Source organism: Clostridium sp. KLE 1755 (assembly GCF_000466465.2).
GTDB classification, from domain to species: Bacteria; Bacillota; Clostridia; order Lachnospirales; family Lachnospiraceae; genus Eisenbergiella; species Eisenbergiella porci.
The window spans coordinates 1-26,834 of sequence record NZ_KE992684.1; the positions used below are offsets into that span (position 1 = coordinate 1).

Genomic DNA, 26,834 nt, shown 5'->3' on the forward strand with positions numbered 1-26,834 from the left:
GACAGCGGTGAAGCATCGGATAATGGCGGGACACCAGATGGCGGGGAAGACAACACCGGCGGCGGTTCCGGCCCTGCGGCAGATCCTGAACGGGAGCGGCTGGAGGAAGCGCTGAAGGCGGCTGAAGCCAGGAGAGAAAGCGCGGAAAGAAGAGTTAAAAGCATAGAAGAGGAGCTGGCGAAGGGAAATGTGGATACAAAGACCAAGCCGGACTATGCAAACGAAGATTCTGCATGGGAAAACTGGGAGAGTACAAAGAAAAGCCTGGAGGATTCCGTAGACAGTGCAAAGCAGAATCAGGAAAACAGCGTTTGGGATAAGCTGGACGCCATGCTTGAGGCAAAACGGAAGGTAGAGGACTCAACGCTTGCAGCGAATCCGGATCTGACTCTGGAAATGAACCAGATGGAGATTGCTTACCGGAATGAAATCCTGCAGAAGTACGTGCAGCTCCAAAAAGCAGACGGACAGGTATTCAGCGAGGATAACGGCATCGTAACCAAAATCAAAATATCCTCCGGCGAAAGAGTGCCGGACGGCGCTTCCGTGGTTCTGGCCGATCTGGATGAAAGCTTTAAATTCCGGACTACGCTCACCAGGGAGGAGAAGAAGTATGTGGATATCAATGATACGGTTTCCCTGAAGCTGGGTAACAGCGGCAGAACTGTGGAAGGACAGGTTGCCTATCTGGCGGAAAGCGAAAGCACGCCGGGCAGCTATGACGCCATAGTTTACCTGCCCCCCGGCGAAGGCGCGGTAGGACAGAGCGGAACCATGACGGCTTCCTCCCAGTCACAAAGCTATCCCCTGACTATTCCGGCAAAGGCGGTTTATACTGATAACGGCATTTCTTATGTTTTTGTACTCAGAAAACAGCAGGGAATTTTGGGGGAAGAACTTGCCGCAAGCCGCGTTAACGTAAATGTACTGGACAAGAACAATAAATTTGCCTCCATTGAAGAAGGAACAATAGATGCGGATACGGAAATTATAGTAGATACGACAAAAGCCCTTGAAGAGGGGGCGGTGGTACGTTACGGCAGCAGGAAGGAATAGCGGTTATTTTTTACTGTTAATTTGAAGGGCAACCGTCTATCAGCAGCACCTATATAATATAATCATGGCACTGCCTTGCCTGATTTGCAATATTTTCAGGAAACAAGATTAAAAAAATATGCAGAAAAAAATACGGGAAACCCTTTGACAAAGCCAAAGGCGCCTGTTATTATAGGGGCAGTGACTGAAGCTGTGTCATTCGGACATGTGTAAAGCTTCAGTTACAGAAAGAAAGAGAGGAAAATGTATGTTAATTGCAGCCAATGTGAGGAAGACAGGCGAATAGCGTGTTAAGGCAGAGACGGGGTTTTTGCGTCGTTCCCTCTGGGAGTCTGCCCTGATGAGTTCCGAACAGGTTGCGTAGACACATACTTTAAAAGTATAGAAGGCATAATCCTGATTGCGGGGTTATGTCTTTTTTTGCATTATTTTGCATTTGAAAGAATGTAAAGCAGGCATTGTCATAAGAATACTGCAGCAAAGTCAGATTTCCCACAGTAGCTGCAGGACATCCCGTCCTTTTGGCAGCCGCCAGAAAGGCGCGCCCATATGACTTGCCGTCCGCGATAATAAAGAAAAACGTCCCGGTTCAGGAACTACGTCCGTTTAGCGTCTCTCAAGTATAGTGAGCCGCCGGTGAATATGAAGGAATGAAACAGCTGCCGCTATACAACCTTGTCTTCCCACAAATCTGAAAAACAATTGAAAGAAACAAAAACAGGCGGCGGTTCAGCCGTCTGAACTGTAAGAAAAATGGGGAGAATCAATATTATGAACGAAAACAACGATATGAATGAAATGCTGGAATTTCGCAGAATAAAGGAAATGCTGGTAAAAAATGCAATGACGGAAAAGGCCGCGCAGCGGTTTGAACAAATGGAGCCTTTCCTGGATCAGGCCAGGGCGGAGGCCGCCCTGCAGGAGACGACAGAGGCCAGGAAGGTTCTGGATGCACTGGGAACCCCGCCCTTTTCGGATACGGCAGGAGTAAGGGAAGCCGCCCAGGAGGCAAAAGCGGGAAGGATGCTGACCCCGGATCAGCTGGAGAGCGTCAGGCAGTTTGCCGTACTTTCCCTGCGGCTGACCCGATACCTGGGCCGATGCAGGGATCTTGCCCCCGGTATGGCCGGATTTGCTGCCGGCTTCCAGGACTTAAGCGCGCTTCAGGAAGAGATCGAACGCTGTATCCGGGGCGGCCGTGTGGATGATTATGCCAGTAAGACACTGCGCAGCATACGTCAGAAAAAGGAACAGGCGGAGGGGCAGATCAGGACGAAGCTGGACACCATGCTCCGCAGCAGCCGGAAGTATTTTTCGGAAAGCTTTGTTTCCATGAGAAACGGCAGGTTCACATTGCCTGTAAAAAAAGAATACAAAAGCCAGGTCCCCGGAACCGTAGTGGATGCTTCGTCCACAGGCGCCACCTTTTTTATAGAGCCAACCGCGGTATCAAAGCTCCGCGAGGAGCTTGGCCTTCTTGAAACGGCGGAGGAAAACGAGGAAAAAATCATACTCTATACCCTGTCGGCCCTGGTAGGGGATAATCTGGATGCCGTTTCCGTAAATCTGGAATATATGGAGGAGCTGGATTTTATTTTTGCAAAGGGTAAGCTGAGCGCGGATATGCAGGCCAGACAGCCTTCTTTAAATACCCGGCGTGTTATCCGTATTGTGAACGGAAGGCACCCTCTTCTTACCAGCGAAAACCCGGTGCCATTGAATGTGGAGTTTGGGGGAAAGACCCAGGGCGTCATAATTACAGGACCCAATACCGGAGGAAAAACAGTGGCACTGAAAACGGTGGGACTGCTCTCCGTCATGGCCTGCTGCGGACTTCATATACCCTGTGAGGAAGCGGATTTGGCTATGAATGCGGATATTTTTTGCGATATCGGGGACGGGCAGAGCATTTCGGAAAATCTCTCCACCTTCTCCGCCCATATTAAAAATATTATACGCATCCTCCAGAAAGCCGACAGGGAAAGCCTGGTGCTGCTGGATGAGCTTGGATCCGGAACTGATCCGGCGGAAGGTATGGGAATTGCGGTGGCGGTTTTGGAAGAACTGAGAAAACGGGGCTGCCTGTTCCTGGTAACCACCCATTATCCGGAGGTAAAAGAATACGGCGAACGAACAGCGGGCGTGATCAATGCCAGAATGGCCTTTGATAAAGAAAGCCTGAAGCCGCTGTACCGGCTGGAACTGGGCGAAGCGGGAGAAAGCTGTGCTTTTTATATCGCCAGGCGCCTGGGGATGGCAGAAGAAACCCTGGAGACAGCCTGGAAGGCCGCCTATGGAAGCGGTGAAAAAAACAAACGCTCCCTGCCCGACCTCATAGAAACGTCCGGACCACAGGCGATGGAGGGCGGCAGCCTGGATAAATCAAAAAAAAGACCGCAGAAGTCCCGGATCAGGTCGAAGGAGGATGCGCAGAATTCCTGCAAAGTAAAGGCTGAAGAGATAAAAGGACGTTTCTCCATGGGAGACAGCGTCATGGTATATCCCCAGAGAAAGCTGGGAATCGTGTATGAGCCGGCGGATGATAAGGGCGATGTGGGAGTGCAGATCCAGAAGAAAAAAATGAGAATCAATTACAAAAGGCTTCAGCTGAAGGTAGCCGCGGCGGAAATGTACCCGGCGGATTACGATTTCTCCATTATTTTTGATACCGTGGAAAACCGGAAGGCCAGGCATCAGATGGACCGGAAATTCGTACCCGGCCTGGAAATAAGATATGAAAAGGAAGAGGACGGAAAATAGTACCATATATCTCACAGCAGGCCTCACCTTCCGTAGGGAAGGGAAGCCTGCCTTCTTTTTACAGCTTCTGCACAGGAAGAGAGATACATCCGCCCGTCCTGGTATCCGCGCCGAAGTTAAAGGCGGGAGCCAGCTTTGGAGCATAGCGGTACCCAAAGCGTTCCGGCTGATATGTCTCGCTTGCCTGGAAGACAAGCTCGATGGCGGTACAGTAATCCTCTTCATTTTCATAGGGAGGAGACTGGAAGTAAAGATAATCACAGGGAGGAAGCTCGATAAGGCTGCAGCCCTCAGGAATTTTGACAACCGCATCCGCATCCAGCTCCACGCCTGCGGCGGTTTCCGTACTGCCTTCCGGTATCAGGGACGGCGGAAGCGTTATCAGGGCTGCCGTCTCCAGTCGGCTGGGAATGCTGTTAAAAAGCCCCTCCCACTCACAGCCCACCTCCTCACAGAACGAAAAATAATCATGTGCTTTCTTCGCATACATTACAAGAAGCTTCCGTGCGGGCTTGCTGATAACCGTAACGGTGCAGAGGGAGGGAGACGCCTTGGTCTCATTGTTCAGATTGTTTTCATTTTCCATTTGTTTCTTCTCCTTTTGCCTCAGATAGGAGTAATAATGCTTTATGGGATATTGGATAAAGAGCGGAATCGGAGTCTGGCCGTTGCGGTAGCACGAAGGCGTGGTGCCGAACAGCTTTTCAAAGGCCCGTGTATATCCCTCATGGCTTTCATAGTCCGTATCCAGGGCGATGTCAAGAATGTTGGCATCCGTTTTAATCAGAGATTCCGCGCTTGCCGTCATCTGTACGGCCCGTACATATTCCTCCGGCGTCTTATAAAGAAGCTCCTTGAAAATACGGCAGGCGTGCCTTTTGGAATAACCGGTGGACGCATACAGCGCATCCATGCTGAAATCTTCGTCCATACAGTGTTCACGGATGTAATTCTGCATCCTGGAGGCCAGCTCTATTTTGTCCCATTGCATGTTTTGTTCTCCTTCATTTATCAGAATAACAGCGTGGCTGTTAAAAATCTTGACATGGATGGACATGGTGAAATGCTTTGCGGAAAATAATAATGTTCTTCATTAGTATATCATATCCGCTCCGTGGATATAGGCCTTAGGCGGAATTCAGTGTCTGGATTTCTGCGACCAGATTGGAGAATGGTGTGATGCTCATAATGTGGAATATATCGGCCATGTAATTGAGGACTGCGGCACTCACGCCAGGCTTGGCCTGGGAACCGGACATTTTTTCAAAGCGCTGTGGGGACAGCATATGTCCGGAATTGATGTGGTGCTGCAGCAGATCCGCCCCGGCTATGATAGGAATGAATTTTACAATATCGGGGGAAAAGGGACATATAACGGTACCTTCTTTCACTATGGCCTTGCAAAAATGGGGGCTTCTCTGGGCCATCTGGATCCGAAGAAAAAGGGAAGAACCATGTGCGAGGTTTATGGCGCCTATGGCTGGAGTGAAGGGCTGAAGCTGATGAAGTGGCTGACGGATCACATGCTCGTAAGAGGGATCAACTGGTTCGTCCCACACGCATTTACAGGCGGAGATTTCCCGGATCCGGACTGCCCGCCGCATTTTTACGCATGGGGAAATAATCCCCAGTATCCCTGGTTTTCCTGCCTTTGCAGATATATGAACCGGATGAGCCACCTGCTTAACGGAGGAAGGCATTCGGCCGGCATCGCACTGCTTTACACCGCGGAAATGGAGTGGCTGGGAGCTTATCAACCCTTTGAGGAGACCGGCCGGCTGCTGGCGGAAAACCAGCTGGATTATGAAGTAATCCCCCTGGGCCTTCTGGAAACCAGCAGAATCAGCAGCGGAAAAATGTTGGTGGGGAAGGAAGAATTTGAGACGCTGGTGATCCCGGAATGCGCATATATCCCGGAGGAACTGGCAGAATGGCTTCTTGATGCGGCTTCGGAGGGCTTCCCTGTTATTTTTGCCGGTTCTCTGCCGACAGCGGTAGAAAGCGGCTGGAGAGAGGCGGAGCGGTTTTACGGATGGAAAAACGAGGGGGCCCGGACGGATAAACAGGACAAAATGGCTGGAGAATGCCTGAAAAAAGGGTCTGCCGCAGAATGGAACCATCTGGTGAAGGTGGAGGAAGCGCATATGTCCGATGATTCCGGCAGCTTTTATTCCTGCGCCTGCGGTGAGGAAAGCAGGCTGCTCGCTTATCTGGATGCGGTGATGGAACGGGATATTTTCTGTGAAAATACGTCCCCTTATTTGAGATATTACCATTATAAACACCAGAATGGGGATTTTATTTTCTTTTTTAATGAAGCGCCGTTTCTTTCCGTGGAAAGCGTCATAACCCTGAAGGGATATGCGCCGGGAACGGAGAATGCCTGCTGGTATGATGCGTTTGACAACCGTCTGGGGCCGGTACAGAGGGATAACGACGGAAAAATTATGCTGCGGCTTGCGCCCGGCGAAGCGTCGGTGCTTTATCTGGGAGAGCCGCAGGAGCATCTGCCGGCGCTGCTTCCGGCAGGCTGTACAATATCACAGCAGCGGAAGGCATGGAGGAATTTGCGGGAACAATCAGATATGAGGCGGATTTTATGTGGGATCCGGATCGCGATGGGGAAATGCTTTCGATTGATTTCGGAGCTGTCTATGAAACGCTGGAGGTATGGCTGAACGGCGAAAAGAAGGCCGTACGTATTGCGCCGCCCTACAGCTGCAGCATCACCGGAGTCGTGAAGGGCAAAAACCGGCTGACAGTATATGTCACCAATACGCTCGTACACAAATACCACGATTTCTTCTCCGTGACCATGCCTGTGGAAGGAAGCGGCCTGCTGGGACCGGTCCGCGCGGAAGGATATTGGGAGTAAAATATCCCTCCGCCGATCCAGAAAGCATACGGGCTTTATACCCTTCTGTAAAGCCCGTTTTCGGTCAGTTCATAAACTGCCGACACCACTTCCCCAATATATTTCCGGTCGTGGGAAATACTGATTATCGCGCCGTCGAAGCTTTTGAGCACCTGACGGATTACCGGACCGGAAAGCGGGGAAAAATTCCGTGTAGGTTCATCCAGTATCAATACATTGCAGCCGTCCAGACTCATTTTCAGGAACAAAAGCTTTGCTTTCTGCCCGCCGGAAAGCTCCCGGATACAATGGGACATTTCATCTGCCGTATACCGCATGCTGCCCAGATAGGTGCGGATCATGGTCTGCTCCGCCTTATCGCCCTTATCGGAAAGAAATTCCACGGGATTCTGATCCATATTTAAAAGCTCTTCATAATCCTGGGGCATATAGGCGGCTTTTAAATCCGGACGGGACAGAAGCAGGGAGGCTATCTGTTTCAAAAGCGTTGTTTTTCCCGCGCCGTTTCTTCCTACAATACATATTTTTTCGGGGCCTGCAATCCGGAGTGAAATGTGGGAGGCAAGAACCCGGCCGCCCGCAGACAGCGTTTCCTGCGTATAATCCAGTACAATTTTACCGTTAGGTATCCTGGTTTCCGGCGTTATTTTTACAAAAATCGCCTTTTCCATATCAGGAGCCTGCGTCATATCCTCTTTTTCCCGTTCAAAACGATGCTCCTGGGATTTGACAGCCTTCATTTTTTTCTTAAGCAGGCGGCCGCCATGGGGATCCTGGCGGCTGATTCCGTTCTGCATTGCTTCCACGCGCTGCTCGATCTGGCGGAAGCGTTCCATTTGCTTATGGTATTCCCGGCGTTCATTCTGCGCCAGCTGCTCCTGGCGCTCAAATGCCGCTTCGCGGCTGCTGATGTATTTCCGGTAGGGCATTCTGACAATGGTATGGCGTGGCTTGGTCTTACGCATGATCTGCTCCAGGTGTATGATAACGTTGGCGGTATTTTCAATCAGAGTCTCATCGTGGGAGACAAAAAGCACCGGTTTTCCGCAGCTGTTGATGAAATGCTCCAGCCATTCCAGCGTTTCAATATCAATATCGTTTGAAGGCTCGTCCAGAAGATAGATATCAGGACTGCCCATCTGCAGCGCAGCAATCTGCAGCTTAACCTTTTCTCCGCCGGAAAGCGTTCCGCAAAGCTGGTCAGAGTAAAAAAAGTCAGCGGGAAGCATAAGCTGTGAAGCGATAGCTGCCAGCTCCTTCGGGGATAAATCAGTAAAGGCAGGCGTTCCGACACAATAGCTGTATATGGTTTCTTTTTTCCAGGCATCGGGAAATTCCTGGGGAAGATATCCAAGCAGTGTTCCCTGGGTGAGTATCTGGCCGGTATATTCCACATAGTCAGAGACAAGTGAGGCATCATAAATCAGCTTCAGCAAGGTGGATTTTCCGTTGCCCTCCTCACTGATAATTACCGCCCTGTCCCCCGTGTTCAGTGTAAAATTAAAATCCTCCAGAAGAGGACGGAGGTCCTTTTTGTGTGTGATTGTCAGATTCTTTATCTGCAGCATTCAGCATCAGCTCCTTTTCAACGCAGTATGTAAATTTACCGGGAAAATACGCCTGCTGAAAGGATATAAAAAAATCCACGTTCCGTCTGCCGCCGGATGTGGATTTTAATGTTATTTACATAATGGACAACGCTGCCGGTGCCACAAAAAAACACCGCCCGGCCTTCCGGAACACACGGAAAGGGCCTGGATTATGCGCTGAAATCTATTATGAAAATGCTGAAAATCCGAAAATGGCAACAAACGAAAGCAGGCGCGTTCGTGTCTAAAACCTCTGTAATCCCGCGTCTCACTATTGTTTACTGTTAACCTGGTTTTATAACCAGTTACCTGGAGTATGTTTGAAAATTCATTCCTGCAGTCCGCCGCCTGCGATAGCAGGCTCTCTGCTTTACGTGGCAGGTCCCCCTGGTTAATCCCCCAGGCTTGCTGCGCTTCATGGATAGCAGGCTAATACCTCATGAATGGTACTGCTCATCCTGCAGAAAGCAATTTCAAAATACACTCCCATACCAAATTCAGATTATTTCCGCATTTCTTCTCCTGTCTGCCTGTTATGTCAGGCTGTCAATTCAAAACACTGCTAAATGATGATGGTTATTCTTCAGCCGTTGTCTTTTTCTCTTTTTTGAACTCAGCAACGCTGATTCCCCATCAATATAACATGTTCATTTCGCTTTGTCCAGCCCTAAAATGACAGGCCTGAATGCGGATCAGCTGTCAGCTCAGGCCTGTTATTTTAGAGTTGGACAAAGCGCGGCCTCAGATAATGCCAAACCTGACAAGCTGGATGCGGAGCGCCTCAGCTTCCTCTGCGACCCTGGGAACGATTGGATACACATGGGCATCGTGATAATGCATCAGCTCTGTGAATAATTCATAGAAGCAGTTTTTTAATGCAAAGTTTTCACTGAGCCGTACTCTTTGACTGTATTGCTCCAGCAGCCCGTAATCCCTGCCGTTGGCATTGTCCAGCTGGTACAGATCCATCTCGGCATCGGCAAAGCAGCAGTTAAAGGGATCAATCACCCCGGACACCCGGGAAAGATCCTCGCTGAGGAGCAGGTTCCAGGTATTGTAATCCCCATGAATCAGGGATGCCTTTGTGACAGGAAGGTAAAAAATGTCATCTATCCTCTCATAGGCCCTGTCCATCAGGGAAAATACATCCTTTTCCAGCTTTCCGCTTCGGTAAAGGATCTCTGCCTTTTTCAAATCCTCCCCGGCCTTCCTGCGGTAACAGGACAACCAGTCCTTCTCAGGGGAGGGGGCATTGATCTTCCCAAAACCTTCGGGATTGCAGGTATTGTGCCAGGTGATAAGGTTATCAATCATCACGGCACCCAGTTTTTTCATATCCTCTTTGGAAAGCCTTATTTCACCTCCCGCATTGATTCCCTCCAGGAACTCCATGGCAAGTGCGTCATAGGGGATGAGGCTGTCATTTACACGGACAAAATAGACCTTCGGCATGGGCAGAAGTGCGGTGCGGTGCAGCAGATTCAGCTGCGTTTCCTCCTGCAGGGCCAGCCCGGGATAAAGATAGAGCTTAATTACCACCCGAAACGGAGCTTCAGGCAGCACTGCCAGAAAGACCCTTCCATAAAACCCGCCGCCGAGGGCTCTGACGGAGAGGGGCAGAGTGTGATAATGTTCTTCGATTACTGCACTTACATAAGCTTCCATTTGAATTCTCCTGTCTGTATATGCGTCTGCATATGCCCGGACTGCATATGAAAATTGACTTAAAAATATAAAGTAATATAAACAAAAATATTAAAAAATGAAGAAAAATATCGAAAATATCCGATTATTTTCCTGGATCTATCTGTTAACTACCTTCTCAGCTGCTGTCATCATCCACCCAGAATTGTCTTTGGAAATGGATTCTTCCAGCTCTGTTTTCTCTGCTTATGGCCGGCGCATTAAATGTTCAGCTGTGCTGAAAATGGGGAAACATTACCCCGGATGCCTGTCATCAGAAAAACCATGCTGTGGGAAGTAAAAACAGATAAGGGGCGGTAAATACGGCAAGGGAAAGCGCAAGCTTCTTCCGTATGGCCGTATCCGGCACAGCCTTCTTCAACGCCAGCCTGAAGTTCAACTGATAAATGCAGATACCGCTGATAAGGATACAGGCCGCCGTCCACAGGAATGCGGGCAGAGTTTCAAAAGGATCAAGCGCCACGGCATTTGTCATATTTTCGTACCACCATGCCCCCAGCGGAGACTGGTAATCCAGGAAGGAATCTATGAGTACAGCACAAATCATCACTACGGTGCCGATAAAATCAGAAACAAACCCGGAAACCCATACTTTCAGAACAGCCTTTTTGGCGATTTCCTTTCTGCCGTCCAGCTTAAGGCAGCGCATGGTCAGTGAAAGGACAAGCAGATCAATCAACAGGTTCGCCGGAAGCACCACGATCCAGGTCACGGGAAAAATCCACAGCAGCCACAGAGGGAAAATCATATTATGAAGAACTATGCCATGTTTTTTCTTCGGACAGCAATTCTTTAAATTATTAAGAAAATCTACAAGATATGTTTTCATTTTTAATAATTTTCTCCATTTCTACAAAAAATACAAATAAATTTAAAATATACCTGCAACTGCATCAAACACTGCAGCAAAGAGCAAGGCCGGCAGCATGTTTCCTACGCGGAATTTTTTGCCGAAGGCAAGATTCACGCCCACACAGAAAATCAGCACATTTCCGGTAAAGGAAAGATCGGAAACAATTTGCGGTGTGAGGACAGGTTCCAGAAACCCGGCAAAAATTGTGATGCCGCCCTGCCACAGTCCCACCGGAAGTGCGGAAAATACCGCGCCCTTTCCATAGGAAGAGGCAAAAACCATTACGATTACCGCATCCAAAACCGCCTTGGCGGCAAGCATGGAGTAGTCGCCCCGCATACCATCCTCCAAAGCGCCCACAATGGCCATGGCTCCTACGCAGATGACAAGGGAAGCGGAAACAAAGCCTTCCACAAACTGGCTGTCATTTTTTCCGCCCACCTTTTCACGAAGCCATTCGCCGAAACGATCCATCCATTTTTCTATCTGAATCCATTCCCCGAGAAGAGAACCTGTCACCAGGGACGCGATGAGAAGCATGGTGCCCGTAGTTTCCAGTGTGCCGTTCTCCACGCGGAGCATGCCCTTCAACGCTCCTGATATGCCGATAAAAATGGTGCATACCCCAAGGGCCTGCATGAGTATCTGTTGAAAACGTTCCTTCAGCCCTCCCTTCAAAAGCATGCCAAGGCCGCCGCCTAATATGACGGCCGCCACATTGATAATTGTACCTAAACCCCTCATGTCTGTCTCCTGTAATAAATATTTGCCGGTAAGGGCATTTGCGAAGCATATCCATTTACCGCCCGCCCTGTCAGCTGCTGCGGTGCAGCCGGATTAGTTCTGGAGCGGTATTGAAAATTGCCCTAGAAATACTTTATCATACCGGAAGCAATTCTTCTATTATAAATAGATATAAATAGAAATAAAATGAACCGGAATGCCGCAGAAAAAGAGCAGGCCGTATGAAACGACCTGCCCGATAAAATCTGTCAGAATTTTATTGCTACTTTGAAATCCCCATGCTTTCCCGATGCGTATTCAAATGCGGTTTCCCACTCCTCAAGCGGGAACATGCTGGATACAACACCGTCCGTTTTCAGGTTTCCATTACTGATGTTCTCAATGACAAACGGATAGCAGTAGGGGCTTAAATGTGAGCCCAATAGATCCAGCTCCTTTCTGTCTCCGATAATAGACCAGTCTGCAGTAGTGGGCTCACCGAAAACACTGAATTCCACAAAACGTCCCAGCTTTCTTATCATTTTCAGTCCCTGGATAACACTGGAGGGATGGCCGGTTGCTTCAATGTAAATGTCGCAGCCATATCCGTCGGTCAGATCCAGAACCTTCTGCACCACATCCTCTTTGCCGGGATTGAGCGTCAGATCCGCACCGAATTCCTTCGCCTTTTCCAGGCGGTTATCCGCCATATCCAGGGAAATCAGCCTGGCGGGATTTTTCATTCTGGCGTAGGTAATCATACCCAGACCCAGGGTGCCGGCTCCGGAGATGACAACCACATCTTCGTTCCCTATCTGCGCCCGATCCACGGCATGCTTGGAGCAGCCATAGGGCTCTATCAGCAGCGCCTTATCCAGTGGCAGAGCCTCAGGAACTCTGGAGATGACGGAGGTCTTCGGATACCTTACATATTCCGCCATACCGCCGTTGTTGGTTCCCTGGAAGCCGAAAATGGAGTGGGGCTGGCACATCCAGTACCTTCCGCTTCTGCAGAAACGGCATTCCCCGCAGGGAACGATCTGATCTGCTGTAATACGTTCGCCGAGGCTGAAATTATTCACGTTTGCCCCCAGCTTTACAATATGTCCTAAAAATTCGTGGCCGGGAATAAACGGCGGTTTTACCCAGGGCGCTTCTTTTTCATCGCCCCAGAACATGGCTGCACCATGCTGGCATTTCAAATCCCCTGCACAGATACCACAGGCTTCTGTTTTAATAATAATATCATCCTCCCCGCATTCGGGAACGGGAAAGTCGGTTTCCAGACGGTAGTCGCCTTTAGCGTAAGCGACCAGGGCCTTCATTGTTTTGGGTAAATCAGACATGGTCTATTCTCCTTTTTACTGTACAAAGCCTTTAAGCATAGCTGCTCCGTTTGTTTACAGTCATTATTAATCGTTCAATATGACGTCTACGGAATCACTGAAGGTTTTCAAGGATTCATCAATATCCTGATTATCAAGCATAATAGCCTGGATACAGGTTCTGAATTCTGCTATAACGGGAGTCAGGTTGGCAATACGATAGCTGTCGTCACCATCTGCAAGCGCATCATAAGCAATTTTATAATTGTCGCTTTCCTTCCAGAGCTGCTGAATAGCGTCAGACTGTGCCATGGTTTTGGTAAAAGGAAGATAACCGGAGCCGATTACGAAGGCAAGACCACCCTTTTCATCCTCAATAAACCATTTTACGAATTTCCAGGCCGCTTCCTGTTCCTTGCTGGCAGCCAGGATGCCGAAGCCGTTTCCGCCGGTAGGCATGGAAGCTATTTTGCCCTTTACAAGAGGGGCTACTACATATTCAAAGGAATCACCAATGGTATCCCGTCTTGAAGTAATGGCGCCTGAGGAATTGATGGTCATGGCCGCCATGCCTGAGGTAAACATCTGATTGTCCTGGTCATTGGCCGGATCGTTGTAATACAGCGCGCCGGAATCCTGTAAATCCTTCATGAAGCTGAAGGCTTCCTTAGCGGTTCCATCATCGATACATCCAAGGGCAGTTGCATCCTCGTTGAAAAACTTGCCGCCCGCCTGCTGGATCAGGGCAAAGAACTCCCACTGATCAAAGGGAACGGATAAGCCGTAACGTTTGGTTTCCCCATTTTCAATAACGGTACATTTATTGGCAACATCCTTCAGCTCTTCCCATGTGGTAGGAATTTCACAACCCATCTCATCCAGTACTGTCTTGTTGATGTGGAGAATCTGGGCCGAACGGCCAAAAGGCACAACCACCAGTTTGCCATCATAATAAGCATCGTTTACAAAAGCGTCCACAAAATCCTTATCATCAAAGCCGTCCTTCTGCATAAATGGAAGGAGATCAGCAAATGCGCCGTTTACAGCAAGTCTCCCCACGTTATCCTGGGCAACCTGAAGAATGTCAGGAGCATTTCCGGCAAAAATGGCCTGCTCCGCTTTGGCTGCCGCTTCTGCATAGCTTCCCTGGAAGGTAGCGACCACCTCAACCTCATCCTGTGAACTGTTGAAATCAGATACCATCTGATTGATTAAATCACCATTGGTTCCGGACATACAATGCCAGAACTGTACAGTCGTTTTTCCGCCGCCGGAAGTCTGCTGCGCAGTCTCCGCAGGCGTTGACTCGGCAGATGCGGCGGGTGTCTCGGCCGCAGGAGCGGCTGGAGCGCTTTCCGTTGATGCAGGCTTCTGCCCGCAGCCTGCCAATGTGGCAGCGAGAACAGATACTCCAATTAAAATACTTAACATTTTCTTTTTCATAAAAAAACCCCTTTCCCTTTTCTTGGTTTATTTGATTCCTGAGTATGCAAAGGACTTCATGATTTGCTTTGAGGCAAACAGGTATACAAGCAGTACAGGGAGGACAAGTATTGCATTTCCTGCCATTACGATCTGCCAGTTTGCCATACCCTCCATTTCCTTCAGCTGGGCAATTGCGATGGGAAGCGTTCTGTACATGTCCGAATTTGTCATAACCAGCGGCCAGAAATATTCATTCCACTGTCCGACAAAGCTGAACAGAACAATAGATGCGATTGCCGGCTTGGACATTGGCATCATTATTTGTAATATCACCCTCCATTCCGATGCACCGTCCAGTTTTGCAGCCTCTATCAGTTCATCCTCTACCTGCATAAAATATTGCCTGAGTAAAAAGATGGCAAATGCATTTGTGATAAACGGCAGTATCTGAGGAAGTAGGGAATTAATCAGTCCCCATTTTGACATCATCAGATATACGGGAAGAAATGTGATCTGTGTGGGCATCATCAAGGCGATCAAAATGCTGCCAAACATAATTTTCTTTCCCTTAAATTCATATTTTGCAAATGCATAGGATGCAGGCACCACCACAAGTATCTGCAGCAGTATAACGCTGACAACTACAATCAACGAGTTTTTCAGGTAAATCCACATGCTTCCGTCCGGCCCGGAATGCCAGGCGTCCAGGTAGTTATGGAACTGCAGGACTGCGGGAAAAAACGTGGGAGTAACACGGTTTACTTCATCAATCGTCTGCAGTGAAGTGGAAAGCATCCAGAAAAATGGCCAGCCGAATATAAACAACAGCAGTAATTTCATAAATATGCCGCCGGCTTTTATCAGTCTTTTTTTCGTTTTCATAATTCCCCTCCCGCACCTATTGGTAATGTACCTTCCTGGAGAAGCCCCAGAAATATATAATGGTAAGAATGCTTACAATAATCAGCAGAATCACTCCAATGGCCGCGCTGTAACCGATGCGCAAATTCAGCAGGGCTTCGGTATAGATGCTGTATACAAGGGTGGTGGTAGCATTGTTCGGGCCGCCCTGTGTCAGGATCCGTACCGTGTCAAAGACCTTAAAGGAGCTGATGGTACGTATAATCAGCGTAAAAAACAGCTGCGGGGATATCATGGGAAGCGTGATTTTGAAAAACATAACCGTTTTGTTGGCGTGATCCAGCCTGGCGGCCTCATAAAGAGAAACGGGAACGCCCTGCAGGGCGGCCAGGAAAATCAGCGTATCATAGCCGACGGCTTTCCAGACCGACACGAGAATTACGGAAGGCATGGCGGTGGAGGAGCCTGACAGCCAGGAGCAAGTAGGAAGGCCTACTTTCTTAAGTACAAAGTTGAACAGACCGAAATTCGGTTCCATCATCCACAGCCAAATCAAAGCGATGGAGACGATGGATACTACATGAGGGCAGAAAACGGCGGCCTGAACCACCCGGTTCAGCCAGGTATCCTTCTCGTGCAGCCATACAGCAAGAAGAAGTGCTATCACCGTTATCAGGAGCACTACCGCGATGGTATAAACGACGGTGTTGCTCAGTGATTTCTGGAAATCGGGCCTGCTAAGAACCTTTCTGTAATTGTCCAGCCCAATAAATCTGCTTTGTGACGGATTGAGCATGTTAGTATTCATAAGGCTTAACTGAACCAGCTTGATGACCGGATAAATCGTAAAAAGAATGATTCCGGCAAGGGCCGGGGCCGTCATAATGTAAGGCCTTATTTTCGCTGCAAATTTTTTCTTATTCATTCGGATATCACCTCTTTGGAACAGTAAATTTCTTTGCCCTGCACAACATTTACCCCTCTGTCTCTCAGCTGCTCCACAAAATCCTTCGGAGTCCGCCAATCCGTGACAATACCGTCCAAATCGGAAATGGAAGCGATGAGCCCAAGGGAATCATCGCCGAATTTGCTGTAATCCAGGGCGATGTAATGCTCCTTGCACGATGCCATCATGAGCCTTTTCATCCGCGCCTCCTGAAGGTCCGGAGTGGTGAAACCGTGTTCCAGGGTAAGATGGTTCCCGCTGATGAAACCTTTGTCAAAGAAAAGGTTTTTCATCATATCCTCGGCATAGGCGCCTACGCAGGAAAGGATTCTGTGCCGGAAATTACCACCAATAACAATGACGGAAATATCCTCGGCCTCGGAAAGCTCCATGGCGATATTGATTGCATTGGTTCCTACAAGAATTTTCCGTTTTGATCCGCTGCGGATAACTCTCGCAAGCTGTGTGGTGGTGGTTCCACAGTCCAGGAATACGGCGTCCCCGTCACTGATGCATTCATAAGCGGCATACGCGATGGAAAGTTTTTCTTCCGTATGCTTCCACTCCTTTTCCTTATGGGAAAATTCATTCAGGGAACCGTAAGCGCTGATGGCGCCGCCCCACGTACGTTTTACCAGTCCTTCCTGTTCCATGGCGGCCAGAAGCTTCCGGACGGACACATCCGATATCCTGAAGATTTCGCTGAGCTGTGAAACTGTGACAGAGGAATGAGTATCGAGCATGTTGATTATCAGGTTTTTCTTTTCTTGTGTTGTCATTTTGCGTTCTCCTGAAAATGAAACATAAATCATAAATAAGTTACGATTTTCGTAAGAATTTATTTTGATTTTAGCATCAGCGTGTTTCAATGTCAATTATTTACATGTAAAATATTATTTTCGTAAATATTTAATATATTTTTACCTATAAAACTGTTACTATTTTCGATTGACTTACAAAATAATCCACAATATACTTGTCTTATAATTCTGAATATCAGTAAAAACGTTAAGGATTTGGTTTCGAATTTAATGCTTAAAACGAAACACCATTCGTAATATAATGAAAAGGAGAAGAAACATGATTCCGTATGACATCAAGGTGCTGGCTTTTGATCTGGATGGAACGCTTACACAGCATAAGTCTCCATTATCATCAGAATACAAACAGCTTCTTACACAGCTGAAAACAAGATACACATTGCTTATGGTAGGAGCCGGCTCCTGCGCCCGTATATTTTCTCAGATGCGCCGCTTCCCAATTGAAATCATAGGAAACTACGGTATGCAGTATGCACGGGCGAAAGAGACGGGAGACCGGATAAAGCTGGAACTGTGCAGGGATGACAGGGCGGAGGTGGATGTACCTCTGGCAATCCGCAGAGCGGATGAGCTGAGAAAAAAGCTGGGGTATACTTCGTTTGAAGGGGATACTTTAGAAATACATGAAAGCGGGATGCTTACCTTTCCCATATTGGGAACGCAGGCTCCTATACAGGACAAGCTTTCCTATGATCCGGACCGTTCCAAAAGACGGGCGGTTTATACTCAGGTTGTGGAAATGTTTCCGGAGTATAAGGTATATATCGGAGGCTCATCATCCTTTGATATTGTACCCCATCCCTATGCGAAGCTGTATGCGCTTGATTTGTACTGCGCGGGATTTGGGCTGAAGCATGAGGAAATTCTGTATTTCGGGGATGACTACGGAATCGGGGGAAATGATGAAGATGTTTTTTTATCAGACATTCCATTTCAATGCATTGATGATTACCGGACTATTCCACGGTATTTGGTACCCTTGCTGACTGACGATAGAACAGGAGAGGAGAAGCGCTATGAGCTGGAATCAATCGGAAAATAATATCTGGGTGGCGGGCCACAGAGGAAATCCCCAGGAATGCCCCCAAAATACTATGGCTTCTTTTAAAAGCGCCATGGAGGCAGGCGTGGACATGATTGAACTGGATATCCAGATGTCTGCGGACGGCGAACTTGTCATCATGCATAATTTTACCGTTGATGAGACAACGGATGGAAGCGGCAGAATCAGGGATATGACACTGAAGGAAATCCGTTCCCTGGATGCGGGAAGCTGGTTTGATAAGAAATTCCGGGGAGAGAGGGTTCCCTTATTTGAAGAATTTTTGGATCTGGGAAAAGAATATCCTAATATGTATTACGATTTTGAATTGAAGGAATATCCGGAAAATGGAAACGAAAGCAGGGCCTATGAAACCGCCGACAGGGTAATTGCCATGATTGAAGAATGCAAGCTGGCCGATAAATGCGTCCTGAATGCCTTCAGTGCCCGTCTGCTCTGGTACATTCATGATAAATACGAAGGCAGATATAAGCTTCACGGCTATTATCCCAAGAACCTGCTGGGAGAATATGATCGGGATCCCTATGATATTTTGTACTGTGCATGTGTATGCGAAGATTTTACCAGGGAAAATTTTGAACGGTTGAAGCAGAGGGGAATCGACACATGGGCGGGGACACGCTTCCGTACAAGGGAAATGATTGAAACAGCAAGGGAATGCGGCGCTACGCTGATTACCTGCGACAATCCCCGGGAGGTAATGCAGATTCTGAGGGATATGGGGCTTCACAGGTAAAAGTATATGTGAAAGTAAGATAAGAAGACAGAAATAGAAGAAAGCTTTACGCAGAAGCAGAGAAACGATGCCTTATGCGTAAAGTTTTTTTATTTTCATATTATTGCATTTATTTAATATAAACATTCCAATGTAAAGTAAAAAAATATTGCATTGCACCCGCTAATACACTATAATTAAAATACTTTTAAAAAGTAATAAACAATATTGGGAGGGAAACAGGATGGCAAGTACGCTTACCGTTAAGGATATGAACCAGGAAATTGTGAGAGACTGCATGAAAGGGCTGGGACCCGTGAGCAAAAGCGTTCTCTCCCGGAAAACAGGCCTGAGTTTTCCCACAGTCAGTAAAACCGTGGATCTTCTCTGTGAAACCGGAGAGGTGGAGGAAGCCGGAACGGAGAAATCAGGCGGCGGCAGATGTGCCGCACTGTACAGACTGAATCCGGTATTTTCCCTTTATCTGCTCCTTACTGTGGAAAACGATACAATCCACTGGTCGTTGAAGGATCTGGAGGGAAACAGCCTGAAGGAGGAAACCTCCGAAGAAAATTTTCCCATTCTTACTGCCATGGAAGCAAAAGTAGAAAGCATCCGAACGCAGTTTCCCTGTCTGAAGGGGATTGTAATCGGAGCGGCGGGCATGGTTTCCGGAGGGAAGGTTGTTCTCACCGCGGGAGGAAGTGAACTGACAGGGGTAAACCTGCAGGAGCATTTTTCAAGGAAATTCGGAATTCCCGTAAGAGCGGTAAATGATATGAATGCTGTGGCGGCGGGCAGATGGAGCCTGGCCGGCCGCAGCGACGGCTGCTGTGTCTGTATTTATCTGGGCAAAAACGGCATGGGGGCCGGCATAGTAATCAATGGAAAGGTATGGCAGGGCGCCAGCGATTTTGCAGGGGAACTGGGCTTCCTGCCGGATATGCCCGGAAAGCTCAGGCCCGCAGACAAGAATTTTGCCCCGTCCCGCATGCTGGAAATATACTGTAAAATCATACAAATCTATGCCTCGGTGCTCAATCCGGAAAGAGTGGTGCTGTACAGAAACCCATTCCTGGACGGTGCGCTGGAGGAGTTGTACCGGGAATGTGAAAAAGTAATTCCCGAACACTCCATGCCCCTGCTGGAGATTTCAGACTCCTATGAAACAGACTACGAACAGGGCCTCATGGTAATTGCCAATATGCTGAAAGAAAGGGATATATAGCCTATGAAAAAACATGTGATTTTTGATATCGACGGAACACTGCTCGACTCTGAGGAATCAGTGCTTCTTTCCCTGCAGGAAACAGTGCTGATGAAAAAAGGAAAACATATGGAAACGGAAGAACTGAAATTTGCGCTGGGGATTCCCAGTGAAGCCGCGCTTCGCAGACTGGGCTTCGCGGAGGAAGAGCTTGCGGAAACCGTACAGTTCTGGGGAACTCTGACACCGTCCTATCATAAATATATGCGTATATTCCCGGGAATCCGTGAAACACTTACGGCGCTTAAGGAAAAAGGGATCCGTCTCGGAATCGTCACCTCCAGGAACCGGCCGGAATATGAAAAGGATTTTCTTCCGTTTGGGCTGGAGCCATTTTTTGATACCGTCATCTGTGCGGATGACACCATCCGCCACAAGCCGGACGGCGAACCTGTCAGGGAATATCTGCGCAGGCAGAAGGCACAGCCGGAAGAAGCGGTATATATTGGTGATACGGCCTATGATATGGCATGCGCCGCCGACGCAGGCGTGGAAAGCGCGCTGGCGCTGTGGGGCTGCGCTTCGCCCGAGCATATCAGAGCAGATTTTTATCTTGCGCATCCCGGAGAAATCCCATCCGTATTTGTTCGGAAGGAAGATCCCCGAAAGAACCGCAGATGGCTGAAATGGGCCATGGAACTGCAGTTCATCGCCCAGGCCGGCCTTACCTATTCAAAGGATCGCTTTGATCTGGAACGTTTTGGAAGAATACGCGAAATAGCGGCGGAAATCGTAAGCTGTAACACGGATTTATCCTTTGAACAGGTACATGATCTTTTCTGCCTGGAAAGCGGATACCAGACGCCCAAGCTTGACAGCCGGGCAGCCATCATCAGGGATGGAAAAATTCTTCTTGTCCAGGAAATGACTGGCCGCTGGTCCATGCCCGGAGGCTGGGTGGATATGGATCAGACCATCCGTGAAAATACGGTAAAGGAGGCCAGGGAAGAGGCGGGCATGCTTGTCGCACCGGTAAAAATCGTAGCGGTGCAGGACCGGAACCGGCATAATCTGCCGCCTCAAGCATATAATATCTGCAAGGTATTTATTCTTTGCGAACCCATAGAAGGAAAATTCGAAAGAAATATTGAAACCGTCCAAAGCGGCTGGTTCCCCCCTGACAGGCTTCCCCAAATGGATGCGGACAAAACAACGGAGGAACAGGTTGCCATGTGCTTTGCGGCGGCAGAAAATGAAAACTGGAAGGTGCTGTTTGATTAAAAGTATGCATAAACACTATTTTAAGATTATCGTAAAACCGTATTAGAATGGCAAAAGAAGCTTATATTTACGGGCATTTGGCTTTGACAAGACATTGCACCTATGGTAAACTTAAATGATAAAAAAAGTGGGTAATTATGCCTAATCAGGATTACGGTAGAGGTGGCACCTTGGATAAATATGAGTACAAAATACGGGCAGAGGAAATTAAGACACTGATCTCGCAGAAGAAGTATGTGGAAGCTGCGAAGGTCGCGGATACCATTGACTGGACAAGAGTGAAGAGCGTGATGATGCTCTGCACAGTCAGTGATCTTTATAAGGTAAACAGAAGATTTGACGATGCGAAGCTGCTTCTGGAAATGGCGAACGAACGCCACCCCGCAGGGAGAATGATTATTTATTCTCTCTGTGATCTTTCTATCAAGATGGGAGAAGTGGTACAGGCTATCGAGTATTATAAGGATTTTGTCCAGATAGCCCCCAATGACAGCGGCAGATATGTGCTCCAGTACAAGCTGTACGAAGCGCAGGACGTGGGGCTGGAGGAACGGATTGCAGTCCTTGAGGAACTCAAAAAGAGGGATTACAGGGAAAAATGGGCCTATGAGCTGGCATACCTTTATCACAGGGTAGGTCTGGCAACTAAATGTGTGGAGGAATGCGACGAACTTATTCTCTGGTTCGGCGAAGGGAAATATGTAATTAAGGCCATGGAGCTGAAAATGCTTCATCAGCCCCTTTCACCGGCGCAGCAGCAGAAATTCGAAGCCTACATGATGCGTAAGCAGGGACTGCGCGTCCCGGAACCGGAGGAGAAACAGAAGGGCCGGAACGCGGCTGCGAAGAACGGCGCGGCAGCTGAGGACGACATCCATGTAAAGCCCATGGACGTGGGGCAGTATAATACCATCAACCTTCAGAAAGAACTGGCCAAGAGCATGGAAGAACTCATGCTTAACGGAAAGCCCGCAGGCGAACCGGTTTCCCTTCAGGCATATAAGGAACAGCTGATCGCCCAGGAACAGGCCTACGCCGACCAGACCTTTGCGGATCAGTCCTATGATATTTCTTCTGATACAGGGGAGATGAATGAACAGAACTTCGCCGGACAGCAGTACGGCGGCGAACAGTATGAACAATATGAATATGAAGGGGGACGGCCGGAGGGAGAGCAGTATCCGGCCGAAGCGGCGCAGGGGTATCAGCAGGAGACTCCCGCGCAGGAATACCAGCCGGAAGCCAATCAGTATAGTTATCAGCCGGAGGCATCCGCACAGGGATACATGCCTCAGAACAGTGTGCAGGAGCAGCCTGCGCCCTATACGGCGGAGGCACAGCCTGTTTATACTCAGGTTCAGCAGCCGGAGGTTCCGGCTGAGGACCGTTATGTAAGCAGTGAACCCAAAATGAACAGTTATTTATCCCAGGAATATGACGGTCAGATCGGTCTGGTTATGCCGGAAGAGCAGCAAATCGAAAGACAAATCACCGGACAGATGAATATTGAAGACATCATGAAGGAATGGGAGAAAATGAAGCATGAGAACGAGGAGAAGCGCCGTAAGCAGCTGCAGCAGCGGGTTATGGAGCAGACCGGTTCTCTTTTCCGTGACTTTGATGAGACTGCCAGAAAGGGTGTGCTGGAACGTCTCCAGAAGGAAGAAAGAATTCCCGTGGAGCGCAAACGTCATGCCGATACGAGTGTAATATCCGCACATACCAAGATATGGGCGGCTGAAGAAGTGGAAAACGCCATAAAGCGTGCCGGGGAACCGGTTAGTGCGGCATTGCAGGGAAGTGTTCCCGTAAATGCAGTGCCTGCAGCAGGAGCCGGTGTACCATCAGCCGCAGTCACTGCGCCGGAGTCCGGCATGAAAGAGCTTTCGCCCGTTCAGGCTCCCATACAGCAGAAGCCTGGTGCAGGAGCCGCTGCAGTACCCCAGCCGGTGCAGCCGGCACCGGAAGTGCAGTCCGTTCCGGAAGCCCAGGCTATCCTGGAAACCCAGGCCGTCCCGGAAACCCAGTATCATCCGGCGCCTCAATCCTTACCTGAGTCTCAGCCGGCACAGACCGGGTCCTCCGCAGAAGTACATACGCAGCCGGAGGTTCAGCCTGCAGTAATGCCGGAGGAACAGGCACAGCCAGTCCGTACTGACTATAATACACAGCCCGCTCAGCAATATTCTCAGCCTCAGCAGGAGACTGCGCCGCAGGCTCCCGCATATCCCGAACCGGAAGCCTCATACGGGCCGGAGGAACGAAATGATTCCGCGGCATATGTACAGCAGCCCTATGAAGGAGCTGCAGCAGAGGAAGAGGCGGTTAACGAAGAGGAATATCCGGAGGAGGAAGTCAGCCAGGAAGAAGAAGAACGCCGGGAGAATGAACGCCTGGAACAGGAAATCCGTTCCATGAGCCGGGAAGAAAAACAGCTATTTGCCTCCTTTGTACCCACGAAGGGCGCGATGAAGAGACTGGTCCGTGCGCTGGACAGGCTGAGCCTTGCCGCATATACAGGAAACCTGATTATTACCGGGGACCCGGGCTCAGACACGATGAGCCTGACGAAGAATATTGTCAGGGACTTCCGGGCAAAGGATCATAATTTCTCCGGAAAGCTTGCAAAAATAGACGGAGATGCCTTCAGCAAAAAGAATCCGGCGGAACTGATTGAAAAGCTGGCAGGAGGCGCCCTTGTCATAGACTCGGCAGAGGACATCGCCGATGAAAGCATGGGAAGCCTTCTGGATGCTCTGAACCAGGAGCGGACAGGCATCCTGGTAATTCTGGTAGATACGAAGAGAAATATAAAGAAACTGATTTCCGCCAATCCGGAAATGGAGCCCTTCTTTAATGCGAGATTTGACATCGAAGCGCTGGATAACGGTACGCTTGTAGCCTATGGCTGTCAGTACGCAAAAATGCATGAATACGCAATCGATGAGCTGGGAAGGCTGGCCCTTCATACCCGCATTGAAGATATGCAGACAAGCGATCATATCGTAACGGTAAACGACGTCAGGGATATTGTGGACGAAGCGATTGATCACGCCAACCGCAAGACGCCGAAGCATTTTATGGATGTACTGCTGGCAAAACGGTACGATGATGATGATATGATTATTCTGCATGAGGGGGATTTCATATAGAAAGAATCTAAGCCGCCTATGGCGGCGGAAGAGAGGTAGAGATGGCAGGTGTAGCAAAGACAAAAAAAGCACCGGAGGTTTTTATCTCCGAGGCCGATGAGTATCTGTTTGCACAGGGGACACATTATGACATCTACAAAAAACTGGGGGCCCACCCTTCCGTGGAGAACGGAAAGAAGGGAATGTTTTTTGCTGTCTGGGCGCCGCATGCGCTGCAGGTACATGTTTTCGGTACCTTCAACGGATGGGAGGAAACCCAATACCCAATGAAAAAAAAGGGGCCGGGAGGAATTTATGAGCTTTTTATTCCCGGAGTAGGCACGGGAGAGATGTATAAGTTTCTGATTACCGCGCCTGACGGCCGTAAGCTTTATAAAGCGGACCCGTTTGCCAACTATGCGGAAAAAAGGCCTGGCACAGCTTCCATTACCACGGATATTACCCATTTTAAATGGACAGATTCTGTATGGATGGAGGAACGTGCGGGAAAGGATATGAACAGGGAACCGCTGGCTGTCTATGAATGTCATATCGGCTCCTGGATGAAACATCCGGACGGGACGGAGGACGGTTTTTATAATTACAGGGAGTTTGCGGATCGTCTTGTCAGCTATCTTAAGGAAGTGAAATTTACCCATGTGGAGCTGATGGGTGTTGCAGAGCATCCCTTTGACGGTTCCTGGGGGTATCAGGTGACAGGATATTATGCGCCTACCTCCCGCTATGGGACGCCGGAGGATTTTGCATACCTGATTAATACCCTTCACCGCAATAAAATCGGTGTGATCCTTGACTGGGTGCCCGCGCATTTTCCCAAGGATGCCCACGGACTCGCGGAGTTTGACGGGGAACCGCTTTTTGAACATCCCGATCCAAGATTGGGAGAGCATCCTGACTGGGGCACCAAGATTTTCAATTATGGCAAAAACGAGGTAAAAAATTTCCTGATTGCCAATGCTCTTTTCTGGATTAAGGAATTCCATATTGACGGCCTGCGTGTGGATGCCGTGGCTTCCATGCTTTATCTGGACTATGGCAAAAAAGACGGCGAATGGGTGCCCAATAAATTCGGCGGCAACAAGAATCTGGAGGCCATAGAATTTTTCAAGCATTTTAACTCCGTCATCAGAGGGACCTTCCCCGGAGTTATGACAATTGCGGAGGAATCCACCGCATGGCCGCTCGTTACAGGGCCTATTGACAAAGGCGGCCTGGACTTCAGCTTTAAGTGGAATATGGGATGGATGCATGATTTCTGTGAGTACATGAAGCTGGATCCCTATTTCCGTAAAAATGATCATTACGCCATGACCTTTGCCATGAGCTACAACAGTTCGGAAAATTATATCCTTCCGCTGTCTCATGATGAGGTGGTGCATTTGAAATGCTCCATGGTAAATAAAATGCCTGGCCTGAGAGCTGATAAGTATGCGAACCTGAGAGCCGGATATGCGTATATGTTCGGGCACGAGGGGAAGAAGCTTCTGTTCATGGGACAGGAATTTGCCCAGGAAAGAGAATGGAGCGAGGCCAGGGAGCTTGACTGGTATATGCTCCAGGATGAACTCAACAGCGGCATGCTGGAATATGTAAAAACGCTTCTGAACCTTTACCGTAAATATCCGTGCCTGCATGAAATCGACAATGACTGGAACGGCTTCGAATGGGTGAATGCGGACGATGCGGAACGCAGTACATACAGCTTTATCCGCAGATCCTCAGATGGCAAAAACAGCCTCCTTTTCGTGCTGAACATGACCCCTGTGGAAAGAAAAGACTACAGTGTGGGCGTGCCCAAAAAGAAGAGCTACAAGCTTATTCTGAACAGCGATGATAAAGCATTCGGCGGAAATGGGGCACAGATACCTGCATCCATCCGGGCAACAGCGGAGCCATGTGACTATAAGCCCTACCGGATTACCTTTGACCTTCCTGCATCAAGCGCAGCAGTATTTATGTTCTGATAATTCAAAATAAAAGCACAGCCTTCCCAAAGGAGGCTGTGCTTTTAAATCAGGCAGAAGTCAAGGGGGAAAAACTCTGCCTGCATAAGCTTGCGGCGGCAGATCGAAAAGAGCCGGTGTTATCCGCTTACCGTCTGTTCTGAGGCCTTTAAGCTTGCCGCTTTCTGCAAAAGGTATTTGTATCTTTTCATGACTGCATTCTGTTCATAAATATAGCAGTCAATCAGATCGGGATCTGTAACATAATCAAAACCCGCGTAGGCATTTTCCAATTCACATCTTGTCTTCTGTATGTCCAGCATCAGACTTTCCTGATAGGTAAGGGGCCTGTCCGCTTTATTCACAGAGCCCTGGCTGAAATGGAATTTCATGAATCCTCCTCCTCTGCCTGATTTTGCCAATAAGTACTTTGTAAATAAGTATATACAGAAAAAAGGTAAAATATGCATGTTATATTTTCTTATTTTTCACATATGGTGTAGAAAGGACAGACCGATCTGTTTTGGAGGGATGA

21 protein-coding genes are annotated in these 26,834 nt (G+C 48.7%); 10 read left to right on the forward strand and 11 right to left on the reverse strand.

Annotated elements, in window-relative coordinates; genetic code table 11:
- Window positions 1-1,056: efflux RND transporter periplasmic adaptor subunit (locus tag HMPREF1548_RS29900; RefSeq protein ID WP_021635526.1), on the forward strand; the 1,056-nt coding region annotated here is incomplete at its 5' end.
- A 771-nt stretch (window positions 1,057-1,827) separates the two neighbouring features.
- Complete coding sequence (locus tag HMPREF1548_RS08345; protein ID WP_276945334.1) at window positions 1,828-3,816, forward strand: endonuclease MutS2; 1,989 nt, start codon at window positions 1,828-1,830, stop codon at window positions 3,814-3,816.
- A 58-nt stretch (window positions 3,817-3,874) separates the two neighbouring features.
- Here the strand turns inward: HMPREF1548_RS08345 and HMPREF1548_RS08350 are convergent, their stop codons facing one another.
- On the reverse strand, window positions 3,875-4,807 hold the full coding sequence (locus tag HMPREF1548_RS08350; protein WP_035321593.1) for a helix-turn-helix domain-containing protein: 933 nt from the start codon (window positions 4,805-4,807) through the stop codon (window positions 3,875-3,877).
- Window positions 4,808-5,006: 199 nt separating this feature from the next.
- On the opposite strand from HMPREF1548_RS08350, the gene HMPREF1548_RS08355 reads away from it, so the two are divergent.
- Both HMPREF1548_RS08355 and HMPREF1548_RS08360 read left to right on the forward strand, forming a co-directional pair.
- On the forward strand, window positions 5,007-6,494 hold the full coding sequence (locus tag HMPREF1548_RS08355; protein ID WP_051358347.1) for a hypothetical protein: 1,488 nt from the start codon (window positions 5,007-5,009) through the stop codon (window positions 6,492-6,494).
- Window positions 6,416-6,691 (forward strand): hypothetical protein, encoded by a 276-nt coding sequence (locus HMPREF1548_RS08360; RefSeq protein WP_157065649.1) that lies wholly within the window; start codon window positions 6,416-6,418, stop codon window positions 6,689-6,691. Before HMPREF1548_RS08355 ends, HMPREF1548_RS08360 begins: the two co-directional genes overlap by 79 nt.
- A gap of 35 nt (window positions 6,692-6,726) precedes the next feature.
- Here HMPREF1548_RS08360 and HMPREF1548_RS08365 read toward each other — a convergent pair whose 3' ends face one another.
- From HMPREF1548_RS08365 to HMPREF1548_RS08405, 9 genes are all read right to left on the reverse strand, one after another.
- Window positions 6,727-8,259: an ATP-binding cassette domain-containing protein gene (locus HMPREF1548_RS08365; RefSeq protein ID WP_021635534.1), complete on the reverse strand. Its 1,533-nt coding sequence runs from the start codon at window positions 8,257-8,259 to the stop codon at window positions 6,727-6,729.
- A 762-nt stretch (window positions 8,260-9,021) separates the two neighbouring features.
- Window positions 9,022-9,945 (reverse strand): phosphotransferase family protein, encoded by a 924-nt coding sequence (locus HMPREF1548_RS08370; protein WP_021635538.1) that lies wholly within the window; start codon window positions 9,943-9,945, stop codon window positions 9,022-9,024.
- A 292-nt stretch (window positions 9,946-10,237) separates the two neighbouring features.
- Entirely contained in the window at window positions 10,238-10,813 is a 576-nt protein-coding gene (locus tag HMPREF1548_RS08375) for a hypothetical protein (RefSeq protein ID WP_021635540.1), read from the reverse strand.
- Window positions 10,814-10,855: 42 nt separating this feature from the next.
- On the reverse strand, window positions 10,856-11,581 hold the full coding sequence (locus tag HMPREF1548_RS08380) for a DUF554 domain-containing protein (protein ID WP_021635541.1): 726 nt from the start codon (window positions 11,579-11,581) through the stop codon (window positions 10,856-10,858).
- A gap of 248 nt (window positions 11,582-11,829) precedes the next feature.
- Window positions 11,830-12,906: an alcohol dehydrogenase catalytic domain-containing protein gene (locus tag HMPREF1548_RS08385; RefSeq protein ID WP_021635543.1), complete on the reverse strand. Its 1,077-nt coding sequence runs from the start codon at window positions 12,904-12,906 to the stop codon at window positions 11,830-11,832.
- Between the two features lie 66 nt (window positions 12,907-12,972).
- Window positions 12,973-14,328, reverse strand: coding sequence for an ABC transporter substrate-binding protein (locus HMPREF1548_RS08390; protein WP_021635544.1), 1,356 nt, complete (start codon window positions 14,326-14,328; stop codon window positions 12,973-12,975).
- 27 nt (window positions 14,329-14,355) lie between these two features.
- Window positions 14,356-15,192 carry a carbohydrate ABC transporter permease gene (locus HMPREF1548_RS08395; protein ID WP_021635545.1) on the reverse strand — a complete coding sequence of 279 codons (837 nt, stop codon included), beginning with the start codon at window positions 15,190-15,192 and terminating at the stop codon, window positions 14,356-14,358.
- Between the two features lie 16 nt (window positions 15,193-15,208).
- Window positions 15,209-16,096 (reverse strand): carbohydrate ABC transporter permease, encoded by an 888-nt coding sequence (locus tag HMPREF1548_RS08400; protein ID WP_021635546.1) that lies wholly within the window; start codon window positions 16,094-16,096, stop codon window positions 15,209-15,211.
- Window positions 16,093-16,896, reverse strand: a complete 804-nt coding sequence (locus HMPREF1548_RS08405) for a DeoR/GlpR family DNA-binding transcription regulator (RefSeq protein WP_035321594.1) — start codon at window positions 16,894-16,896, stop codon at window positions 16,093-16,095. Before HMPREF1548_RS08405 ends, HMPREF1548_RS08400 begins: the two co-directional genes overlap by 4 nt.
- A gap of 301 nt (window positions 16,897-17,197) precedes the next feature.
- On the opposite strand from HMPREF1548_RS08405, the gene HMPREF1548_RS08410 reads away from it, so the two are divergent.
- From HMPREF1548_RS08410 to glgB, 6 genes are all read left to right on the forward strand, one after another.
- Window positions 17,198-17,980: an HAD family hydrolase gene (locus tag HMPREF1548_RS08410; protein WP_083492948.1), complete on the forward strand. Its 783-nt coding sequence runs from the start codon at window positions 17,198-17,200 to the stop codon at window positions 17,978-17,980.
- A complete protein-coding gene (locus HMPREF1548_RS08415; RefSeq protein ID WP_021635549.1) occupies window positions 17,955-18,737 on the forward strand; it encodes a glycerophosphodiester phosphodiesterase in 783 nt (260 codons plus the stop codon). The genes HMPREF1548_RS08410 and HMPREF1548_RS08415 overlap by 26 nt, the downstream gene beginning before the upstream one ends.
- A gap of 223 nt (window positions 18,738-18,960) precedes the next feature.
- The gene (locus tag HMPREF1548_RS08420; protein WP_021635550.1) at window positions 18,961-19,944 is read left to right on the forward strand and encodes an ROK family protein; all 984 of its coding nucleotides are present in this window, start codon (window positions 18,961-18,963) and stop codon (window positions 19,942-19,944) included.
- A gap of 3 nt (window positions 19,945-19,947) precedes the next feature.
- Window positions 19,948-21,204, forward strand: a complete 1,257-nt coding sequence (locus tag HMPREF1548_RS28855) for an NUDIX hydrolase (protein WP_021635551.1) — start codon at window positions 19,948-19,950, stop codon at window positions 21,202-21,204.
- A 170-nt stretch (window positions 21,205-21,374) separates the two neighbouring features.
- The gene (locus tag HMPREF1548_RS08430) at window positions 21,375-24,356 is read left to right on the forward strand and encodes a hypothetical protein (RefSeq protein WP_035321595.1); all 2,982 of its coding nucleotides are present in this window, start codon (window positions 21,375-21,377) and stop codon (window positions 24,354-24,356) included.
- A 41-nt stretch (window positions 24,357-24,397) separates the two neighbouring features.
- Window positions 24,398-26,320, forward strand: a complete 1,923-nt coding sequence (glgB, locus tag HMPREF1548_RS08435) for a 1,4-alpha-glucan branching protein GlgB (RefSeq protein WP_021635553.1) — start codon at window positions 24,398-24,400, stop codon at window positions 26,318-26,320.
- Window positions 26,321-26,439: 119 nt separating this feature from the next.
- On the opposite strand, the gene HMPREF1548_RS08440 is transcribed toward glgB, so the two are convergent.
- The gene (locus tag HMPREF1548_RS08440) at window positions 26,440-26,691 is read right to left on the reverse strand and encodes a DUF2508 family protein (RefSeq protein ID WP_025488087.1); all 252 of its coding nucleotides are present in this window, start codon (window positions 26,689-26,691) and stop codon (window positions 26,440-26,442) included.
- Window positions 26,692-26,834: the final 143 nt, after the last annotated feature.